Below are 18,746 nucleotides of genomic sequence, written 5' to 3' on the forward strand. Positions count from 1 at the left end.
TCTTCAGGTACGCGCGAGAGGTGGGCCGCCGGGAGCGGGCCACCAGTTCTGGTTCGAGTGCGCGTACATGCTCCGAACCCTAGCCCACACGTCCGGCGAGGGGAGGTAAACGGGTGAGTAACACAGCGAGAGACATCCGTCTCACGTAGTGGTCCTCGACCGGGAGGCGGGGTGTGACGCCGTAATGTGTGTGGGGTGACCGTGAACGCTGAAACCCAAGCCCCCGCCTCCAAGGCGACCTGGCGAGACCTTCCCGCGGCGCAGCAGCCTTCGTACCCCGATGCCGAGGCCCTGCGCGCTGTCGTCGCGGACCTCGAGTCGTATCCTCCCCTCGTTTTCGCGGGCGAATGCGACCAGCTGCGCGCCCGCCTGGGAGCCGTCGCCAAGGGCGAGGCGTTCCTGCTGCAGGGTGGCGACTGCGCCGAGGCCTTCGATGCCGTCTCCGCCGACCACATCCGCGCCAAGCTGAAGACGCTGCTCCAGATGAGTGCCGTCCTGACGTACGCGGCCTCCGTGCCCGTCGTCAAGGTCGGCCGCATCGCCGGCCAGTACTCCAAGCCGCGCTCCAAGGACACCGAGACCCGCGACGGCATCACCCTGCCGACCTACCGCGGCGACTCCGTGAACGGCTTCGCCTTCACGGAGGGGTCCCGCGTCCCGGACCCCGAGCGCCTCAAGCGCATGTACCACGCGTCGGCCTCGACGCTGAACCTGGTGCGCGCCTTCACCACCGGCGGCTACGCCGACCTGCGCCAGGTGCACGCCTGGAACCAGGACTTCGTCAAGAACTCCCCGTCCGGGCAGCGCTACGAGCAGCTCGCGCGGGAGATCGACAACGCGCTGAACTTCATGAAGGCCTGTGGCACCGACCCGGCGGAGTTCAAGGCCGTCGAGTTCTACGCCTCCCACGAGGCGCTGCTCCTCGACTACGAGGGCGCCCTCACCCGTACGGACTCGCGCACCGGCCGGCTGTACGACACCTCGGGCCACATGGTCTGGATCGGTGAGCGCACCCGCCAGCTCGACCACGCGCACATCGAGTTCTGCTCGCAGATCGCCAACCCGATCGGCATCAAGCTCGGCCCCACCACCACGGTGGACGAGGCGCTCACCTACATCGACCGCCTCGACCCCGAGCGCGAGCCGGGCCGGCTGACCTTCGTCGTCCGCATGGGCGCCGACAAGGTCCGCGACAAGCTCCCCGAGCTCGTCGAGAAGGTCACCGCCTCCGGCGCGACCGTCGCCTGGGTCACCGACCCGATGCACGGCAACACCTTCGAGGCGGCCTCCGGCCACAAGACGCGCCGTTTCGACGACGTGCTCGACGAGGTCAAGGGCTTCTTCGAGGTCCACAAGGGCCTCGGCACCCACCCGGGCGGCATCCACGTCGAGCTCACCGGTGACGATGTCACCGAGTGCGTGGGCGGCGGCGACGAGATCTTCGTCGACGACCTGCACCAGCGCTACGAGACGGCCTGCGACCCGCGCCTCAACCGCAGCCAGTCCCTGGACCTGGCCTTCCTCGTCGCCGAGATGTACCGCGACCAGTAAGGGGCAGCTCGCTGTGAGCACCTCATGACGTTGGGGCGCGGATCGAATGTGATCCGCGCCCCATCGTCGTTCCCGGCTCTTTTAGGGAACCCTAAGTTTGGGTATGGTTAGGTAAGCCTCACCGAATAGGGGATGGCTCGCCGAACCATTCCTGCCAGGGAGGTGAACCGCGTGTACGTCTGCTCTTGTTTCGGGATCACCGACAAGCAGGTCAAGGACCACGCGGCCGCCGGGGCCTGCACCCCCCGCCAGATCGCCTCGGCCACGAAGGCCGGCACCGACTGCGGCTCCTGCGTGCGGACCATCCAGGGCCTCCTCGGCCGCGGGGCCTGCCCGCGCCGTGAACTGCTGGAGAAGGGCGACGCCGCCGCCGTGCTCGCGGCCGACCCGCTGGTACCGGTCGCCGCGGAGCTCGCCGAAGCCGCGTAGGACGCCCCCGTACGCCGTACGGACTAGCTGGGCTGCTCGATGAGCTGCGCGATGTAGAGCGCCTCGCCGATGGACTCGATGAGCTCCAGCTGGGTGTCGAGGTAGTCGATGTGGTGCTCCTCGTCCTCCAGGATCTCCTCGAAGAGCCGCGCCGAGGTGACGTCGCCCTTGCCGCGCATGACCTCGATGCCGCGCTTCAGGCGGTCGATCGCCTCGACCTCGACCTGCCGGTCGGCCTGGAACATCTCCGTCAGCGTCTGGCCGACGCGGACGTGGAAGAGGCGCTGGTAGTTCGGCAGACCGTCGAGCATCAGGATGCGCTCGGTGATCTTGTCCGCGTGCTTCATCTCATCGATGGACTCTTCACGCGTGTACTTGGCGAGCTTCGTCCAGCCCTTGTTGTCCTGGATCCGGTAGTGGAGCCAGTACTGGTTGATGGCCGTAAGTTCGCCGGTCAGCTGCTCGTTGAGAAACTCGAGGACCTCGGGGTCGCCCTGCATCGCAGAGGCTCCTTCCAAGCAATGTCAGCAATGTGACGGGGCAGGTGCGCGCATCCTTGCACCGCCGCAGGAGGCCGTCCAGTAAGTGCCTCCTTAGTGGGAGTTACCGTGACTTGCCCGAATCCGGGCGAAGCTGGTCATGACCACCCCGCCAAGTCTGTCACCATGGAGACATGGGTCAGCCGGAAAGCCGGGAATCTCCGGGATCAGAGCAACTGGAGCTTCCCCCGGGGCAGCGGTTGCAGCGAGGCTGGCCGGTCACCCACTACGGACCGGTACCCAAGTTCAAGCCCGAGCGCTGGGAGTTCCGCGTCTTCGGCGCGACGGCCGACGGTGAGAAGCGCTGCTGGAACCACGAGGAGTTCGCGGCCCTGCCGTTCGACTCCGTCGAGGCGGACCTGCACTGCGTGACGAAGTTCAGCATGACCGGTGCCGAATGGGGCGGCGTGCTCGCCCGCACGGTCCTCGCCCTCGCACCGCCGTCCCCGCAGGTCACGCACGTGATGGTGTGGGCCGAGTACGGCTTCAGCTCCAACATGCGCCTCGCGGACTTCGCCTCCGAGCGGACCGTCTTCGCCACCCACCAGGGCGGTGAACTGCTCACCGCCGAGCACGGTTTCCCGCTCCGGCTGGTCGTGCCCCACCTCTACGCGTGGAAGGGCCCCAAGTGGGTCCGCGGCGTCGAGTACATGACCGCCGACCGCCGCGGCTTCTGGGAGGAGCGCGGCTACCACAACATCGGCGACCCCTGGCGTGAGCAGCGCTACTCGTACCAGGAGGAGCCGGGCGACGGGCCCGAGCTGTAGTTCATCGGTTCGACGGCTCAGTGGTGGTACTGGTGGACGACCGCGTGACCCTTGCCGCGGCCGATCATCCACTTGTTGACCGGCGTCGTGACGACGAAGGCCACCGCGAACGCGATCGCCAGCGCCGTCCAGAACAGCGCGTCCGACAGCATCGCGTCCATCGCTCCGGGCCAGAGCAGGATCACCCCGTTGTCGATCACTTCCATGACGGCGATCGAAAGGGTGTCCGCCGCCAACGCCACCCGAATGGCCGTACGGAAGTCCAGGCCGGCGGCGCGGACCCCGCGCAGGGTGAGCGCGTAGCCGAAGAAGAACGCGAGGGCGATCGCGAGGGCCATCGTCGGGGCGTTCCCCCAGCCGAGTGCCGTGCCGATGACCATGCCGAGCACCTCGCCGATGGCGCACCCGGTGAGGCAGTGGAGCGTGGCCCGCGCGGCGGCGGCCCAGGTGACCTTTCCGTCGGCGGCGGCGTGGTGGTGGCCGTGGCCGTGCTCGTGGTGCTCGTGACCTTCGTGCTGCTGCTGTTCGTGCGCGTGTTCCATGGCAACCCCCTGGCGAGGAACGCCGGATAGCGGCTCTGTCGGTCGATATGACAGAACCGTATACCCCCCTGGGGTATTCCTCAACAGGTCAGCCGAGCTCGCGGAGCTCCTTCAGCAGCGCCACGTCCGCCGCGTGCCCTTCCTTGCCGCCCGGAGTCTCGGTGATCAGGGGGACGCCCTCCATCGCCGGATGCGTGAACAGTTCCGCGAAGGCGTCCCGGCCGATGTGGCCCTGCCCGATGTTCGCGTGCCGGTCCTTGTGGGCGCCCACGCCCTCCTTGGAGTCGTTGGCGTGCACCAGCTTCAGCCGGCCCTCGCCCACCGTGTCCACCAGCAGGTCCAGCGTCTGCTTCGTCCCGCCCGGCTCCGCCAGATCGTGCCCGGCCGCGAAGATGTGGCAGGTGTCGAGGCAGATCCCGAGCATCGGATGGCGGTCGAGGGCGTCGAAGTACGGGCCGAACTCCTCGGCGGTCGAGCACAGCGAGGAACCCTGCCCGGCCGTGGACTCCAGCAGCAGGAAGGGGTCGTCGTCATGCGTCAGCTCGTCCAGCAGCGGCAGCATGTGCTCCCTGACCTGCGCGTACGCCGCTTCGCGCGGCCGGCCCCCGGTCGCCGACCCGGTGTGCACGACCACCCCGAGCGCGCCGATCGCCCGGGCCCGGCGCAGCGAGTGCCGCAGCGATTCCACGGACTTCTCCACGGTGGCCTCGGTGTGCGAGCCGAAGTTGATCAGGTACGGCGCGTGGACGTACGCCGGGATCCCCTCGGCCGCGCAGGCCTCGCGGAACAGCTCGTCCTGGGCGGGATTGCCGACCGGAGTGGCCCAGCCGCGCGGATTGGCGACGAAGACCTGGACGGCCTCGGCACCCATCTCGCGGGCGTACGCCAGCCCGACCGAGGCCAGCCCGCCCGCGACGGGCACGTGCCCGCCGACCGGATTGCGGCCCGTGAAGATTTTGTTCATGGCGTGCTGTTACAGCCCCTTGGTCCTGATGGTGATGGTGCTGCCCTCGGCGGCGTTCTGGCCCGCGGGGACCGACTGGGAGTCGACGGTGTTGCTGAAGGAGAGGAAGGGCTTGTCGACCTTGACCTTGAAGCCCAGCCCCTCCAGGGTCGCGCGGGCCGCGTCGGCCTCCTGACCGGTGACGTTCGGGACCGGGATCTGGCGGGGACCCTTGGACACGGTGAGGGTGACGGTGTCACCCGCGGCGGCCTGGCTTCCGGCGCCGATCGACTGGTTGGCGACCGTACCGGCGGGGGAGGGGGAATTGACCTCCTCCGGGGCCGTCTCCACCTTCAGGCCGAGGCCCTCCAGGGTGGAACGGGCCTGGTCGAGGGGGGTGCCCGTGACGCGCGGCACCGGAACCGGGCGGCCCTTGCTGACCACCATCGCGACCAGGGTGTCGAGGGACCGCTTCTGGCCGCCCGTCGGGTCCGTGCTGATCACCGAGCCCTGCGCGATGTCCTGGCTGAAGGCCTGCGTGACGGCCCCCGGCGTCAGGCCGACCGAGGTCAGCTCGGCCTTCGCGGCCTCCAAGGGCTTGCCCTTGAGGTCGGGCACCACGACGACCTCGGGTCCGCGCGAGATGGTGAGCGTCACCGCGCCGTTGCCGCGGATGCGCTTGCCGCCGGCGGGGTCGGTGTTCATCACGGTCCCCTTGTCGAAGGCCGCGCTGAACTTCCGGTCGACCCGCTTCACCCCGAGCCCGGCCGCCGACAGCTGGGACTTGGCCTCCGCCTCGGTCTTGCCGAGCAGGTTCGGGACCTTCGTGAACTGGCCGGAGCTGATGTACCAGACCCCCGTACCGAGGCCGAGGAAGAGCAGGACGCCGAGTACGACGAGCAGCGCGCCGGGGCGCCGGATCCGGGAGGCGGCCGGAGCCGGTGCCGGGGGCAGGGGCGGGGCCGCGAGCCGGGAGGTGTGGGACACGGGCTCGGCGTGCGAGGCGTGCGTGGCGTAGGTGGTCACCGGGCGGGGGATCACGCTGGTGCGGTCCTCGGCGGCGGTCCGCTCCGCGGCCCGGGCCTGCGGCGGCACGGCGTCCAGCTCGGAGTCGGAGAGCTGGGCGCGGGCCCCTATGGCCAGCCCGAGGAGCGCGGCCGCGTCGTAGGGACGCAGATCGGGATGGCGCGCGGTGGCCTGGGCGACGAGCTCGTCGAGCGCGGCGGGCAGCCCGGGGACGGCGGCCGACGGGGGCGGGACATCCGTGTTGAGGTGCTGGTAGAGCACCTGGGCCGGGTTCACGCCGGTGTGTGGCTTGGAGCCGGTGAGCATCTCGTAGAACACGACGCCGCAGGCGTAGACGTCCACGCGGGTGTCGGTGACGCCGTTCTCGATCTGCTCGGGGGCGAGATAGGAGACGGTGCCGAGGACGGACCCCGTGGTGTTGGTCACGGAGTCCACGGACCGCACCAGCCCGAAGTCGGCCACCTTGACCCGGCCGTCGTCGCCGATCAGCACGTTCTCGGGCTTCATGTCCCGGTGCACGAAGCCGGCGCGGTGCGCGGCGCCGAGGGCGGCGAGCACCGGTTCGAGGATGTCGAGTGCCGCACGGGGCTGGAGCGCACCGCGCTCGCGCAGCACGTCGCGCAGGGTGCAGCCGGACACGTACTCCATGGCGAGGTACGTGTACGGGCCGTGCGTCCCCTGGTCGAAGACGGCCACGACATTGGGGTGGGCGAGCCGGGCCACGGACTTCGCCTCCCGGATGAACCGGTCGACGAAGCCGGGGTCGGCGGCGAGGGCCGGGTGCATCACCTTCAGGGCGAGGACCCGGTCCAGCCGGGTGTCGACGGCCCGGTAGACCGTGGCCATGCCGCCGGCCGCGATGCGGGCGTCCACGCGGTAGCGGCCGTCGAGCGTCTGCCCGACGAGAGGGTCATCCAGGGTCGTGTCCACCCGGCGATTCTACGAGGGCCGACCGGGCCCCAGTCCCGGGTCCCCGGGGGTTGCAGCCCACCTGTGACGCGGGCGCCCCCCACCCCCTCCGGTACCGGGGCGGGACCGGACCGCCCAGTACGGCGGGGCCGGGGGAAGGGGCGGTATCCGGGCCGGCCGGGAGCGGTGAAGGCTTTGGGGTTTCCCGTCAGCCTCATCGTCCTTCCGCGTCGGGCCGGCCTGTCAAGGGCGCTCACTGCGTTCGCGTCGCTCCGCGACGGCCTTCGGCCGCCCTTGACAGACCGACCCGCCACGGAAAAACGAAGGCAGCCGGAAAACCCCAAAAGAACGGCCTGGCCAGAGAGGCATGGACGGCCATACCGGCACAGTCCACCCCCACTCCGGGAGGGCCTGCCCATGGCCTAAGGCGACCACGAAGCCCCAAGTCGAGCACGGGCGCATCAGATCGCTACACGCATCCCCTCGCTTAGCGGCTACCGGCCGTCCGCACCCCACACCGAAAACCCACCCCCACCCCCAACCCTTCAGCACTTCCTCGTCATGAACGTGCTGTTCGGGTCGGGCTGGTAGTCGGCGAACGGCTCGCAGTGGACGAACCCGAACTTCTCGTACAGCTTCCTGGCCGGCAGGAAGAAATCGGCCGTACCGGTCTCCAGGCTCAGTCGCGTGAAACCCATGCGCGTGGTCTCGGCGATGATGTGCTCCAGCAGCAGGGACGCGATCCCGCTCCGCTTACGTATCGGCGCGGTGCGCATCGATTTCAGCTCCGCGTGGCGCGCGTCCAGCCTCTTGATCGCACCGCAGCCAACCAAGGCATCGCCGTCCCTCGCCGACCAGAACGTGATCTCGGGCTTGCGGAGGGCATCGAGATCGAGGGCATGCTTGCTCTCCAGAGGCGTAATGGACCGCATCTGCTGGACATGCTCGTCCAAGAACCCGGCGATCTCAGGGCCGGAGAGGTCGTCCACCACGATCTTCACTGCGCTCGTCCTCCATCTGGTCACTCGGTGTCGCGAGGTGCTCGACGAGTTTGCCACCCTCGAACAGCGCACCCGCGCGGACGAGATCACGTCATCCGGCTGATCGTTTCGATGTTGCGGATCGCGGTGGTGAACTCGCGGCCGGACGCATCACGGACGTAAGCCAACTCCATCCACTGCTCGTGGGCGAAGGAGTCCGAGACGTTCTCGTTGATCACTGCCATCAACTGCCCCTCGGCGCCGGATGCGATGTCGCGGACGTGGTGGCCCAGAAGAGACCTCTCCACTTCAGCCCACGCAGAGCTTTCTGTCAACACATCTCTAGAGATGTTGATGGTTCGTGCGGACAGGTCTCGACACTGGTACGCACGGTGTCCGACCTCTGGCCCTAGGGTGTCTAGAGAGGAGAAGGGGTGATCGTTCGATGACCAGCCAAGGCGGCTCCCGCCAGCCGAAGTACCAGCGGATCGCTGATGCGCTGAGGGCGGCCATCCAGTCGGGTGAGCACGGCCCGGGCGACCGCCTGCCAGGCGAGAACGAACTCATGGCCACCTATGGCGTCGCCCGGATGACCGCACGTCAGGCCCTCGGCGTACTCCAGAACGAAGGCCTCGTGGAGGCACGGAAGGGTGCCGGCGTCTTTGTCCGGGCGTTCAAACCGCTGAGGCGGCGCAGCATTCAGCGCCTGGCGCAGGAGCAGTGGGGCTCAGGCCGTTCCATCTGGTCCGCGGATACCGAAGACCGCGAGCTTGTCGTCGATCAGATCGAGGTGCGCGAGGAAGTAGCCGAAAACCGCATCGCCGACGCCCTCGGCGTTCCCGCAGGGTCCCAGGTCTGGATGCGTAGCCGCCGCTTCGTGCTTGAGGGAAAGCCGGTGCTCTTCGCGACCTCGTACCTTCCGTCGGCCATCGTCGCCGACTCCCCCATCACGCAAGCCGACACCGGCCCCGGTGGGACGTACGCGAGGCTCGCCGAGCTGGGGCACGCACCTGTTCACTTCCGTGAGGAGATTCGCTCCCGGATGCCTTCGGCCGACGAGGCCGAAGGGCTCTCGCTCTCGATGGGCACACCGATCATCCAGATCGTCCGTACCGCGTTCGCCGAAGGCGGTCGAGCCGTTGAGGTCAATGAGATGACCCTGGACTCCGCCTCCTACGTGCTGGAGTACGACTTCGACGCCTAGATGATCAATTCCAAGGGGTCAGTGGTCGTAGGCGGTCAGTGAGCGCAGGACGGGTTGTCCGGTGTGGTCGTTGTGCCAGATCGCGGCGGTCAGCGCGAGGATGCGCTGCATGACGCGGGTGATGACCCCGTCGGGGGTGCGTCCTCGGTGCTGTTCGAAGTCGCGGCCGAAGTAGTTCTTGTCGCCGATCAGCGTCTGGGCGGGTCGGCTGGCGAGGAGGGCCGGTTCGGCGGCGGGCAGGTCCAGCAGGGTCTCGCGCTCGTCGGCCTTGGCTCCGGTCAGGGCGAAGGTGATCGGTAGGCCCTGGAGGGTGCAGACCAGGTGCAGCCGCAGGCCCCAGAAGAAGCGGCTGTGGCTGGCGCAGTACCCGTACGCGGCCCATCCGGCGAGGTCGGAGCGTTTGACGGTCTCGCGTGAGCGGCCGCACTCCACCGGCGTGGAGTCCACGATCCACACGTCGTCGCTCCGCGCGGTGGTCTCGGTGGCCAGGAGCCGGGTGACCCGGCGGAGCAGCTCGGCGGCCTTGCGCAGGCGCTTGTTGTAGCCGGGCTGCTTCGGCAGGTACGGGAAGAGATGCCGCAGGTGGGGGTGGGCATGGCGGAGCCACCGGGCCTCGGGGGTGAAGCCGAGCATGGCCTGCATCATCGCGAGCGTGACTGGCTCGGCGTCGGTGAGCTTCGGGGCGATACCCACCGCCGCCCGCCACGGAGCAAGCTGCGGCGAACCCTTCAGCAGGTCGTCGGTCTCCGCATAGAGCGCGGCCGCAAGGGAGTCCAAGTCTGGTGTCACAACCTGACTTTGGGTTCCCTTGTCTCATCAGCTATGGGTTCCCGTTTCTCGCGGCTGGCGCCGGCTGGACCTCGCCCGGTTGCCGCAGCCGAGGGAACACCATGCCTGGTCACGGCGCCTGGCCAGGAAGAACATGCCGCAACTGGGGGCGTGGCAGCGCCGCACCCGCTGACGGTCTGGACCCGCGGCCAGGACGAGCGTCTCGCGGGCGACGACGGCATCGACGCCGCCACCCCGTTCCTGCTGTGCGAGCAGGCCGTCGCCGGTCACCCGGAAGACCACGGGGGCGGACGAGGCGAGTTCGTTCAGGCGGGTCCGCAGACTGTCGGCGAGCGGCCGCTGTCCGGCTGCCGCGTCCAGCGCGTCGCGGACCAACCCACGCAGCCGCTCCAGCTCCTTCAAGGAGAGGGCGGCCAACCTGCGGTCGGCGGCGCGGGCGCGCCATCGCCTGGTGAGTTCCCGATCGGCGAGGAAGTCGACGTCACCGCGCCCCGGGCCTGCGCCGACGACGACGGTATTGGCCAAGTCGAGGACCGGGTCCTCGCCGATCCACGGCATTTCCTGCAGGTCCCGGATGGTCATGCCACTCAATCTACTGGATTCAGGTCAGCGAACCCGTGATAACTTCAACTCACGGATTTGATCTACCAACTCCGTGAGTCGCGTGGTCGACGAAGGGTGATGCCATGAGTGCAACCATCGAGTACGTCAGGTTCGACACCGACGACCCTGCCGCACTCACCGCCCACCGAGAGCAGCTAGTCGAACTGCTCAAGGAGCAGTACGGCGACGGCTTTCAGGGCGCCCACCTCGCCCAGTTCGACGACGGCACCGTCCTAGACTTCATCATCTGGTCGTCCGCCGCCGTCGCCGAGCGCGCGGCCAAGGAGATGCCGACCGACCCCCGGGCACAGGGCTTCTTCAGCCGAATCGGCACAGTGCACGAGATGCGGCACGCTCAGGTACTGCACACCGCATAGCCCCCGAGACCAAGGAGAATGACGCTGTGCCCTCGGCAGACGAACTACTCGGCGCGGACACCGTCGCCGGCCTCGCCCGATGCCTTACGCGAGCCGGTGACGGGATCACGGCGCATGAGACCCGGAGGTGCGGCGCCGTCCTGGACGGGCTGAGCTTCACCGAGCGTGTCGCCCTGATCAGAAATGCCGTCCTGGCTGATCTTCCGGCGGACTACCCGGCCTTCGCGAACGTGTTGCGCGCCGCACTGCGGGACAGCGATTTCACCGGATGGATGATCTTCCCTGTCACCGAGGCCGTCGCCGTACGGGGCCGGGACGCCTTCGAACCGGCGCTCGCCCTGCTTGCCGAACTCACCCCGCGCCTGACCGCGGAGATCGCCGTCCGGCCCTTCCTCCGTGCCGACCTGGAACACGCTCTCCGGGTCATGACGCCGTGGACCGCGCATCCCGACCTCCACGTCCGCCGACTGGCCAGTGAGGGCACGCGGCCAAGACTGCCCTGGGCGCCCCAGCTTCCGGAACTGATCGCGGATCCGACACCCGCTCTGCCCCTGCTCGACGCGCTGTACCGGGATGACTCCGAGTACGTCCGCAGATCAGTGGCCAACCACCTCAACGACATCAGCCGTGACCACCCCGACATCGCCGCCGGTGTCGCGGAGCGCTGGCTGAGCGACCCGGCACCGACGACGACCCGGTTGGTACGGCACGGCCTGCGGACCCTGATCAAGTCCGGCCACGCCGGGGCCCTTACGCTGCTCGGCCACTCCCCGGACAGTCCCGTCGCCGTCGAGGGCCCGCACGTGCACGTCTCGGAGATCCGGGTCGGCGACTATCTGCTGTTCGACTACTCGGTGACCAACACTCACGATCAGACCGCTCACCTCGTCATCGACTACGTCGTCCTCCACATGAAGGCCAACGGGACCCGCACCCCCAAGGTCTTCAAACTCACCACGCGGTCCCTGGCTCCCGGCGAGACGTGGCGCGCGACACGCAGACACTCCTTCAAGCCGATCAGCACGCGGCGCTACCACCCGGGTGTCCATCTGCTGCAGCTCCAGGTCAACGGCCGATCCCACGGGGAAGCCTCGTTCACGCTGAACTGTTGAGGGCAACCGCCTCGCATCCCCGCTTCGGTGGCGTATCCGGCATCGCGCCGCCACCCCCATGGGGCTTCCGCCACCAGAAACGGGAACCTGCATCCGCGCAGCTATCCCTTGGAAGCGATCATCTAGAGGGTAGGGGGTGGGTTTTCGGTGTGGGGGTGCGGACGGCCGGTAGCCGCTAAGCGAGGGGATGCGTGTAGCGATCTGATGCGCCCGTGCTCGACTTGGGGCTTCGTGGTCGCCTTAGGCCATGGGCAGGCCCTCCCGGAGTGGGGGTGGACTGTGCCGGTATGGCCGTCCATGTCTCTCTGGCCAGGCCGTTCTTTTGGGGTTTTCCGGCTGCCTTCGTTTTTCCGTGGCGGGTCGGTCTGTCAAGGGCGGCCGAAGGCCGTCGCGGAGCGACGCGAACGTAGTGAGCGCCCTTGACAGGCCGGCCCGACGCGGAAGGACGATGAGGCTGACGGGAAACCCCAAAGCCTTCACCGCTCCCGGCCGGGTCTAGTCCCGCCCCTTCCCCCGGCCCCGCCGCGCTGGGCGGTCCGGTCCGGCCCCGGTACCGGAGGGGGCGGGTGGGCAGCCACCGCGTCCGGGTGCGGGCGCGAGGGGGTGAGGGCCCCGCCCACGCAGGGCCCCGTACCGTCGTGCCCTCAGAACGCCGGGCGTTCCGGGTCGAGGGTGGCGCGGCCCTCCACCGGGGAGGAGGGTTCCGCGAAGCGGCGTTGGGGGATGCGGCCCGCGCGGTGGGCCAGGCGGCCCGCCGATACCGCGTCGCGCATGGCCGCGGCCATCAGGACGGGGAGCTGCGCACGGGTCACCGCCGAGGCGAGCATGACCGCCGCGCAGCCCAGTTCCATGGCCAGGGCCACGTCCGAGGCGGTTCCGGCCCCCGCGTCCAGGATGACCGGGACCCCGGCCCGCTCGGTGATCAGCTCGAAGTTGTGCGGGTTGCGGATGCCCATGCCGGAGCCGATCGGGGACCCGAGCGGCATGATCGCCGCGCAGCCCACGTCCTCCAGTTTGCGGGCGAGGACCGGGTCGTCGTTCGTGTACGGGAGGACCGTGAAGCCCTCGTCGACCAGGATCTCCGCGGCGTCGAGAAGCTCGACGCCGTCCGGGAGGAGGGTGCGTTCGTCCGCGACGACCTCCAGCTTGATCCAGTCCGTACCGAGGGCCTCCCGCGCCAGCCGGGCCGTCAGTACGGCCTCGCCCGCCGTGAAGCAGCCCGCGGTGTTGGGGAGGACCGCGATGCCCAGCCGGTTCAGGACGGACAGGACCGAGCCCTGGACCGTCGGGTCGAGGCGCCGCATCGCGACCGTGGTGAGTTCCGTGCCGGACGCGACGAGCGCCCGTTCCAGGATGTCCAGGCTCGGGGCCCCGCCGGTGCCCATGATCAGGCGTGAGGAGAAGGTCCGGCCGGCGAGGGTGAAGGCGTCGTCGGAGATGTCGGGCGTGTCCGCCATGTGCTCAGCCTCCCTGGACTGCGGTGAGGACCTCGACGCGGTCGCCGTCGGTCACGGAGGTGTAGGGCCATTGGCCGCGCGGCACCACGGTCTCGTTGAGGGCGGCCGCGACCCCCTTGGTGGCTTCGGTGAGGGTGGCGACCACCGTGGCGAGCATGGTCCCGTCCGCGATCTCGCGCGGTTCGCCGTTGACGGAGATGGTCATGCGAACGACTCCTGTCGCGTGAGGGTGGACGTGGCGGTGGACGTATCAGCGGACGTCTCAGCGGACGAACCAGCGGACGTCTCGGCGGACGTGGCCGCGAAGCGGCGCGGGGTGAAGGGGCGGGCGATCTCCGGGAGTTCGCCGGTGGTCAGCAGGTCCGCCATCACGTCCCCGGTCAGCGGGGTCAGCAGGACCCCGTTGCGGTAGTGCCCGGTGGCCAGGTGCAGTCCCGGGAGTTCGGTCGGGCCGAGAAGGGGGGCGTTGTCCGGCGACCCGGGCCGCAGTCCGGCCCGGGTCTCCACCAGGGGGAGTTCGGTGATCCCGGGCACCAGTTCGTGGGCGTCGCGCAGGAGTTCGTAGACCCCGCCCGCGGTGACGGTGGTGTCCCAGCCGAGTTCCTCGCTGGTGGCGCCGACGACGAGTTCGCCGTTCTCGCGGGGTACGAGGTAGACGTGGCTGCCGCGCACCACGGCCCGTACGGTCCGCGACAGGAACGGGGCGTAGGACGCCGGCACCGCGAGGCGCAGCACCTGCCCCTTGACCGGCCGTACGGGGGCCACGGCCTCGGGCGGTACGCCGTCCAGCCGGCCGCTGAGCGAGCCCGCCGCCAGCACCACCTGGTCGGCGCGCAGCTCCGTACCGTCCGCGTCGTCGAGGACCGCGCCGCAGGCCCGGTCGGCGGCGGTCAGCAGTCGCGCCGCCGCGGCGCGGTGCAGGGCGACCCCGGCCCGTTCGCAGGCGGCCAGCAGGGCGGCCGCGAGGCGGCGGGGATCGACCTGGTGGTCGCCGTCGACGCGCAGGCCGCCGCGTACGCCCGGAGCCAGCATCGGTTCCAGGCGGCGGCATTCGCGGCCGGTCAGCCAGTCGGACTCCAGGCCGCAGCGGCGCTGGAGGGCGTGCAGCTCGCGCAGGTGCAGCCGGTCGTCGGAGTCGAGGGCGACGGCCAGGGTGCCGCAGGCGCGGTAGCCGATGTCCATGCCGCCGCTGGCTTCGGCGAGCTCGGCGGCGAACTCGGGGTAGCGGGCGGCGGAGGCGAGGTTGAGCCCGAGCAGGGTCTCCTCGCCGTAGTGCAGCTCGGTGACCGCGGCCAGCATGCCGGCCGCGACCTGGGCGGCGCCGCCGCCGGGGGCCGGATCGGCCAGCGCGGTGCGCAGCCCGCGCCGGGCCGCCCGCCAGGCGGTGACCAGGCCGATGATGCCGCCCCCGATGACGAGGACGTCGTAGCCGGGACTCCGGCTGTTCCTGGAAGAATGCATGGGCGTCCAGCCCCTCCCTTCGCCGGCATGACCCGGATCAGGTTCGTACGGTCGGAGGCCGGCCAGCCTCCCTCTCAGCCCGGTGCGCCCGGACTCCCGCGATAGGTTCGGTGCCAGAGTAACGCCGAGGCCGACGGCCGGTAAGGCTGCCTCCCCGGTGCCGGTGTCCGCCCGGAGTCCGCACCGCGTCCGCGCGGTCCCCGCCCGGAATCAGGTAGGTCGCCACCCGCTGTTCCTGACGGACCGTCAGTTGATTAGGCTGGGCCGCGTGAGCGAGCAGACGCAACAGCAGACGCAGCAGACGGAAGACACTCGGCGCGGCGTGGTGATCGTCGGCGCCGGGATGGCCGGGGTCCAGACTGCGGTAGCCCTACGGGAACAGGGCTGGACCGGCCCCGTCACCCTGCTGGGAGCCGAACCCCACCAGCCCTACGACCGGCCCCCGCTGTCCAAGGCGGTGCTCCTCGGCAAGGCGGAGGACTCGGCCTTCGACGTCGACTTCGAGGAGCTCGGCATCGAACTCCGGCTGGGGGTCGAGGTCACCGGACTGCGGGCCGCCGACCGGGAGGTCGACACCGAGGCCGGCCCCGTCCCGTACGAGGTCCTCGTGCTGGCGACCGGCGCCCTCCCGCTGACCCTGCCCGGAGCGGAGGGCGTCCCCGGGGTGCACCTGCTGCGCACCCTGGACGACGCGGCCCGGCTGCGGCCCGTCCTGGCGGCCGGCTCGGCGGTGGTGGTGGTCGGGGCCGGCTGGATCGGCGCGGAGTTCGCCACGGCCGCCCGCGAGGCCGGCTGCGCGGTGACCGTGGTCGAGGCGGCCGACCGGGTGCTGGCGGGCGCGCTGCCCGCGGAGGTGGCCGAGCCGATGGGGCGCTGGTACGCGCAGGCGGGCGCCGAGCTGCTGACCGGCGCGCGGGTCGCTTCCGTGGAGCCGGGCCGGGTCCTGCTCGCCGACGGGCGGACGCTGCCGGCCGGGGCGGTCGTGGTGGGCATCGGCGCCCGGCCGGCCACCGGGTGGCTGGCCGGGTCCGGCGTGGAGCTCGGCCCGGACGGAGCCGTCACCGCCGACGAGCGGCTGCACACCTCGGTGCCCGGGGTGTACGCCGTGGGGGACTGCGCCTCCTTCCCGTCGGCCCGCTACGGGTCCCGGCTGCTGGTGCACCACTGGGACAACGCGCTCCAGGGGCCGCGGGTGGTGGCTGCGGACATCGTGGCCGGCGGCTCCGGGGAGCAGGTCTACGACCCGGTCCCGTACTTCTGGTCGGAGCAGTTCGGCCGCTTCGTGCAGTACGCGGGCCACCACGCCGACGCGGACGCGCCGCTGTGGCGCGGCGACCCGGCGGGCGACAGCTGGTCGGTGTGCTGGCTGCGGGACGGCCGGCTGGTCGCGGTCCTCGCGGTGGGCCGCCCGCGCGACCTGGCCCAGGGGCGCCGCCTCATCGAGTCGGGCACCCCCGTGGACCCGGCGAAGGTCGCCGACCCGGGGATCGCGCTGAAGTCGGCCCTGCGCTGACCCGGCGGGGCGCGGGTCGGGAACGGGTGCGGCCGGGGTCGGGCCCCGGGCGGCTCGGGCTGCGCCCGCTCCCGTTCCTGGCCCGGCACCTACGTGCAAAGTCCCCTACCCGCCCTTCGCCCGTTCCCCGGGCTGCGCCCGGACCTGCCTCGGGGCTGCGCCCCGGTTCCCCGGGCTGTGCCCGGGCCCGCCTCGGGGCTTCGTCCCGGGGCCTCGGGTCCGGCCTCGGGTCGGGGGTGCGGGTGTCCTGTTTTCGGCTCGCTCGGGTCCTGCCCGGTCCTGTCTCCGGCCCCGGATACGGGGCCCCCGCGCCCCGGACGGGGTCGCTCGGGTACCGGCAGCGAGTGCGAGATGGCAGGCTTGTGCTCGTGACCGAGATTGACGCAAAGATCGATGCCCTTGTTCCCGCCTGGCTGTACCTCCCCGACATCGCGGAGATGCTCGACATCGAAGTGACCAAGGTTCGCCAGCTGGTCAAGGAAGGGCAGCTGCTCGCGGTGCGCCGCGGCGAGAACCGCTCCCTCCAGGTCCCCGCGGCCTTCATCGACGGAGACAAGATCGTCAAGGGCCTGGTCGGCCTGCTGACCGTGCTCCGCGACGACCGCTTCACCGACGTGGAGATCCTGGAGTGGCTCTTCACCGCCGACGAGACCCTGCCCGGCACCCCCGTGCAGGCGCTGAGCGAGAATCGCGGCACGGAGGTGAAGCGCCGCGCTCAGGCGCTCGCCATCTGACCTGACTCCGCCTCAAGCGCGGTGTGCGGACCCCCGGCCGGGGCCCGCACACCGCGTACGTACGTACGACACACCACCCGGGGGTACCCATGTCCGCCATTGCCGCCCAGCTGTCCGATGCCCGGCTCTACCTGTGCACGGACGCCCGCAAGCGGCAGGGCGACCTCCCCGAGTTCCTGGACGCAGTCCTCGCCGGCGGCGTGGACATCGTCCAGCTCCGCGACAAGGGCATGGAGGCCGGCGAGGAGCTGGAGCACCTCCAGGTCTTTGCCGAAGCGGCCCGCCGCCACGGCAAGCTGCTCGCCGTCAACGACCGGGCCGACGTCGCGCACGCCATCGGCTCGGACGTGCTGCACCTCGGGCAGGGCGACATCCCGGTGCCCGCCGCCCGCGCCATCCTGGGTCAGGAGATCCTCATCGGCCGCTCCTGCCACTCCGAGGCGGAGGTCGACGCGGCCGTCGCCGAGGCCGGAGTGGACTACTTCTGCACCGGCCCCTGCTGGCCCACCCCCACCAAGCCCGGCCGCTTCGCCCCCGGCCTCGGCCTCGTGCGGCACGCGGCCTCCCTCGCCCAGGACCGGCCGTGGTTCGCCATCGGCGGGATCGACGCCGGGAACCTGGACGAAGTTCTGGACGCCGGCGCCTCCCGCGTCGTGGTCGTACGGGCCCTCACCGAGGCCTCCGACCCCGGCGCCGCCGCCGCTGACCTCGCCAAGCGCGTCCGCGCCCGGCTCGGCTAGCGGGCCGCGGGCGGCCCCGGCCGCCCGCACCGCACCACCCCGGCGTCTCATTTCCGCGTCCAATCCGTGGACAACGCTTCGATGGACACCGGACCGCGTCTAACCTCCCCGTATGGCCCTTGGTACCTCTTCCACCTGGTCGGACCGTGCACACACGGTCCGCGACCTCATCGCGTCCGGGCGCTCGTACTCCTTCGAGTTCTGGGCCCCCAAGACGGAGAAGGGCGAGCGCAACCTCTGGAACGCGCTGCGCCGGGTCGAGGCCGTGGCCCCGAGCTTCGTCTCCGTCACCTACGGGGCCGGCGGATCCACCCGCGGCGGCACCGTCCGGGCCACCGAGCAGATCGCCGCGGACACCACGCTGACCCCGGTCGCGCACCTCACCGCCGTCGACCACTCGATCGCCGAGCTGCGCAACGTCATCGGGCAGTTCGCCGACGCCGGCATCCGCAACATGCTCGTCGTGCGCGGAGACCCGCCCGGCAACCCCATGGGCGAGTGGGTGCCGCACCCCGAGGGCGTGCACTACGCGGCCGACCTGGTCCGGCTCGTCAAGGAGTCCGGCGACTTCTGCGTCGGCGTCGCGGCCTTCCCCGAGATGCACCCCCGCTCCACGGACTGGGACACGGACATCCGGCACTTCGTGGACAAGTGCCGCGCGGGCGCCGACTATGCGATCACACAGATGTTCTTCGATCCGGAGCACTACCTCCGGATGCGCGACAGCGTCGAGAAGGCGGGCTGCGACACCCCGATCATCCCCGAGGTCATGCCTGTTGTGAACATCAAGCAGCTCGACCGGCTCCCGCAACTCAGCAACGCAATCTTCCCCGCGGCTGTGAAAGAGCGCATGCTCGCGGTCAAGGACGACGCGGCCGCTGTACGCTCCATTGGCATCGAGTTCGCCACGGAGTTCTGCGCGCGGCTGCTGTCCGAGGGTGTCCCGGGGCTGCACTTCATCACGCTGAACAATTCCACGGCGACGCTCGAGATCTACGAGAACTTGGGCCTGCACCAGCGGGCCTGATCGGCCGGCCCCGTTCCCCACGGGCGGGCGGCCGTACCGAGAG

21 protein-coding genes and 1 riboswitch are annotated in these 18,746 nt (G+C 70.4%); of the genes, 10 read left to right on the forward strand and 11 right to left on the reverse strand.

What is annotated here, in order from left to right; translation table 11 throughout:
• Positions 1–186: 186 nt before the first annotated feature.
• Positions 187–1,551 carry a class II 3-deoxy-7-phosphoheptulonate synthase gene (locus AC3IX6_RS27790; RefSeq protein WP_489365617.1) on the forward strand — a complete coding sequence of 455 codons (1,365 nt, stop codon included), beginning with the start codon at positions 187–189 and terminating at the stop codon, positions 1,549–1,551.
• A gap of 162 nt (positions 1,552–1,713) precedes the next feature.
• Complete coding sequence (locus AC3IX6_RS27795) at positions 1,714–1,980, forward strand: (2Fe-2S)-binding protein (RefSeq protein WP_489365618.1); 267 nt, start codon at positions 1,714–1,716, stop codon at positions 1,978–1,980.
• A 23-nt stretch (positions 1,981–2,003) separates the two neighbouring features.
• On the opposite strand, the gene bfr is transcribed toward AC3IX6_RS27795, so the two are convergent.
• The gene (gene bfr, locus AC3IX6_RS27800) at positions 2,004–2,480 is read right to left on the reverse strand and encodes a bacterioferritin (protein ID WP_112446344.1); all 477 of its coding nucleotides are present in this window, start codon (positions 2,478–2,480) and stop codon (positions 2,004–2,006) included.
• Positions 2,481–2,653: 173 nt separating this feature from the next.
• Here bfr and AC3IX6_RS27805 point away from each other — a divergent pair, with 173 nt between their 5' ends.
• The gene (locus AC3IX6_RS27805; RefSeq protein ID WP_489365621.1) at positions 2,654–3,286 is read left to right on the forward strand and encodes a sulfite oxidase-like oxidoreductase; all 633 of its coding nucleotides are present in this window, start codon (positions 2,654–2,656) and stop codon (positions 3,284–3,286) included.
• Positions 3,287–3,303: 17 nt separating this feature from the next.
• On the opposite strand, the gene AC3IX6_RS27810 is transcribed toward AC3IX6_RS27805, so the two are convergent.
• From AC3IX6_RS27810 to AC3IX6_RS27830, 5 genes are all read right to left on the reverse strand, one after another.
• Positions 3,304–3,828 carry a DUF4396 domain-containing protein gene (locus AC3IX6_RS27810; RefSeq protein WP_489365622.1) on the reverse strand — a complete coding sequence of 175 codons (525 nt, stop codon included), beginning with the start codon at positions 3,826–3,828 and terminating at the stop codon, positions 3,304–3,306.
• A gap of 88 nt (positions 3,829–3,916) precedes the next feature.
• Complete coding sequence (locus tag AC3IX6_RS27815; RefSeq protein WP_489365624.1) at positions 3,917–4,792, reverse strand: deoxyribonuclease IV; 876 nt, start codon at positions 4,790–4,792, stop codon at positions 3,917–3,919.
• A 9-nt stretch (positions 4,793–4,801) separates the two neighbouring features.
• The gene (pknB, locus tag AC3IX6_RS27820; protein WP_489365626.1) at positions 4,802–6,727 is read right to left on the reverse strand and encodes a Stk1 family PASTA domain-containing Ser/Thr kinase; all 1,926 of its coding nucleotides are present in this window, start codon (positions 6,725–6,727) and stop codon (positions 4,802–4,804) included.
• Positions 6,728–7,251: 524 nt separating this feature from the next.
• A complete protein-coding gene (locus AC3IX6_RS27825) occupies positions 7,252–7,707 on the reverse strand; it encodes a GNAT family N-acetyltransferase (protein ID WP_489365628.1) in 456 nt (151 codons plus the stop codon).
• 86 nt (positions 7,708–7,793) lie between these two features.
• The gene (locus AC3IX6_RS27830; protein ID WP_489365630.1) at positions 7,794–8,021 is read right to left on the reverse strand and encodes a hypothetical protein; all 228 of its coding nucleotides are present in this window, start codon (positions 8,019–8,021) and stop codon (positions 7,794–7,796) included.
• Between the two features lie 110 nt (positions 8,022–8,131).
• On the opposite strand from AC3IX6_RS27830, the gene AC3IX6_RS27835 reads away from it, so the two are divergent.
• The gene (locus AC3IX6_RS27835; protein WP_489365632.1) at positions 8,132–8,890 is read left to right on the forward strand and encodes a GntR family transcriptional regulator; all 759 of its coding nucleotides are present in this window, start codon (positions 8,132–8,134) and stop codon (positions 8,888–8,890) included.
• An 18-nt stretch (positions 8,891–8,908) separates the two neighbouring features.
• On the opposite strand, the gene AC3IX6_RS27840 is transcribed toward AC3IX6_RS27835, so the two are convergent.
• Together AC3IX6_RS27840 and AC3IX6_RS27845 are read right to left on the reverse strand one after the other, a co-directional pair.
• Positions 8,909–9,679, reverse strand: coding sequence for a transposase (locus tag AC3IX6_RS27840; RefSeq protein ID WP_489365634.1), 771 nt, complete (start codon positions 9,677–9,679; stop codon positions 8,909–8,911).
• Positions 9,680–9,706: 27 nt separating this feature from the next.
• The gene (locus AC3IX6_RS27845; RefSeq protein WP_489365636.1) at positions 9,707–10,261 is read right to left on the reverse strand and encodes an ABATE domain-containing protein; all 555 of its coding nucleotides are present in this window, start codon (positions 10,259–10,261) and stop codon (positions 9,707–9,709) included.
• Positions 10,262–10,365: 104 nt separating this feature from the next.
• On the opposite strand from AC3IX6_RS27845, the gene AC3IX6_RS27850 reads away from it, so the two are divergent.
• Both AC3IX6_RS27850 and AC3IX6_RS27855 read left to right on the forward strand, forming a co-directional pair.
• Entirely contained in the window at positions 10,366–10,659 is a 294-nt protein-coding gene (locus AC3IX6_RS27850) for a hypothetical protein (RefSeq protein WP_283461633.1), read from the forward strand.
• A 26-nt stretch (positions 10,660–10,685) separates the two neighbouring features.
• Positions 10,686–11,771: a DNA alkylation repair protein gene (locus AC3IX6_RS27855; protein ID WP_489365638.1), complete on the forward strand. Its 1,086-nt coding sequence runs from the start codon at positions 10,686–10,688 to the stop codon at positions 11,769–11,771.
• Between the two features lie 644 nt (positions 11,772–12,415).
• Here AC3IX6_RS27855 and AC3IX6_RS27860 read toward each other — a convergent pair.
• The 3 genes from AC3IX6_RS27860 to thiO form a co-directional block, all read right to left on the reverse strand.
• Positions 12,416–13,228 (reverse strand): thiazole synthase, encoded by an 813-nt coding sequence (locus AC3IX6_RS27860; RefSeq protein ID WP_489365639.1) that lies wholly within the window; start codon positions 13,226–13,228, stop codon positions 12,416–12,418.
• A 4-nt stretch (positions 13,229–13,232) separates the two neighbouring features.
• Complete coding sequence (thiS, locus tag AC3IX6_RS27865) at positions 13,233–13,433, reverse strand: sulfur carrier protein ThiS (protein ID WP_243330100.1); 201 nt, start codon at positions 13,431–13,433, stop codon at positions 13,233–13,235.
• The gene (thiO, locus tag AC3IX6_RS27870) at positions 13,430–14,689 is read right to left on the reverse strand and encodes a glycine oxidase ThiO (protein WP_489365641.1); all 1,260 of its coding nucleotides are present in this window, start codon (positions 14,687–14,689) and stop codon (positions 13,430–13,432) included. The genes thiS and thiO overlap by 4 nt, the downstream gene beginning before the upstream one ends.
• Positions 14,687–14,799: riboswitch (TPP riboswitch) on the reverse strand. Its footprint overlaps the gene before it by 3 nt.
• Before the next feature lie 233 nt (positions 14,800–15,032).
• On the opposite strand from thiO, the gene AC3IX6_RS27875 reads away from it, so the two are divergent.
• From AC3IX6_RS27875 to metF, 4 genes are all read left to right on the forward strand, one after another.
• Positions 15,033–16,202 carry an NAD(P)/FAD-dependent oxidoreductase gene (locus AC3IX6_RS27875; protein ID WP_489371579.1) on the forward strand — a complete coding sequence of 390 codons (1,170 nt, stop codon included), beginning with the start codon at positions 15,033–15,035 and terminating at the stop codon, positions 16,200–16,202.
• Positions 16,203–16,570: 368 nt separating this feature from the next.
• Complete coding sequence (locus AC3IX6_RS27880) at positions 16,571–16,936, forward strand: Rv2175c family DNA-binding protein (RefSeq protein WP_489365643.1); 366 nt, start codon at positions 16,571–16,573, stop codon at positions 16,934–16,936.
• Between the two features lie 89 nt (positions 16,937–17,025).
• On the forward strand, positions 17,026–17,676 hold the full coding sequence (thiE, locus tag AC3IX6_RS27885; RefSeq protein ID WP_489365645.1) for a thiamine phosphate synthase: 651 nt from the start codon (positions 17,026–17,028) through the stop codon (positions 17,674–17,676).
• Between the two features lie 112 nt (positions 17,677–17,788).
• On the forward strand, positions 17,789–18,703 hold the full coding sequence (gene metF, locus AC3IX6_RS27890) for a methylenetetrahydrofolate reductase [NAD(P)H] (protein WP_327252326.1): 915 nt from the start codon (positions 17,789–17,791) through the stop codon (positions 18,701–18,703).
• Positions 18,704–18,746: the final 43 nt, after the last annotated feature.

This window comes from Streptomyces sp. GL_141 (assembly GCF_057834385.1).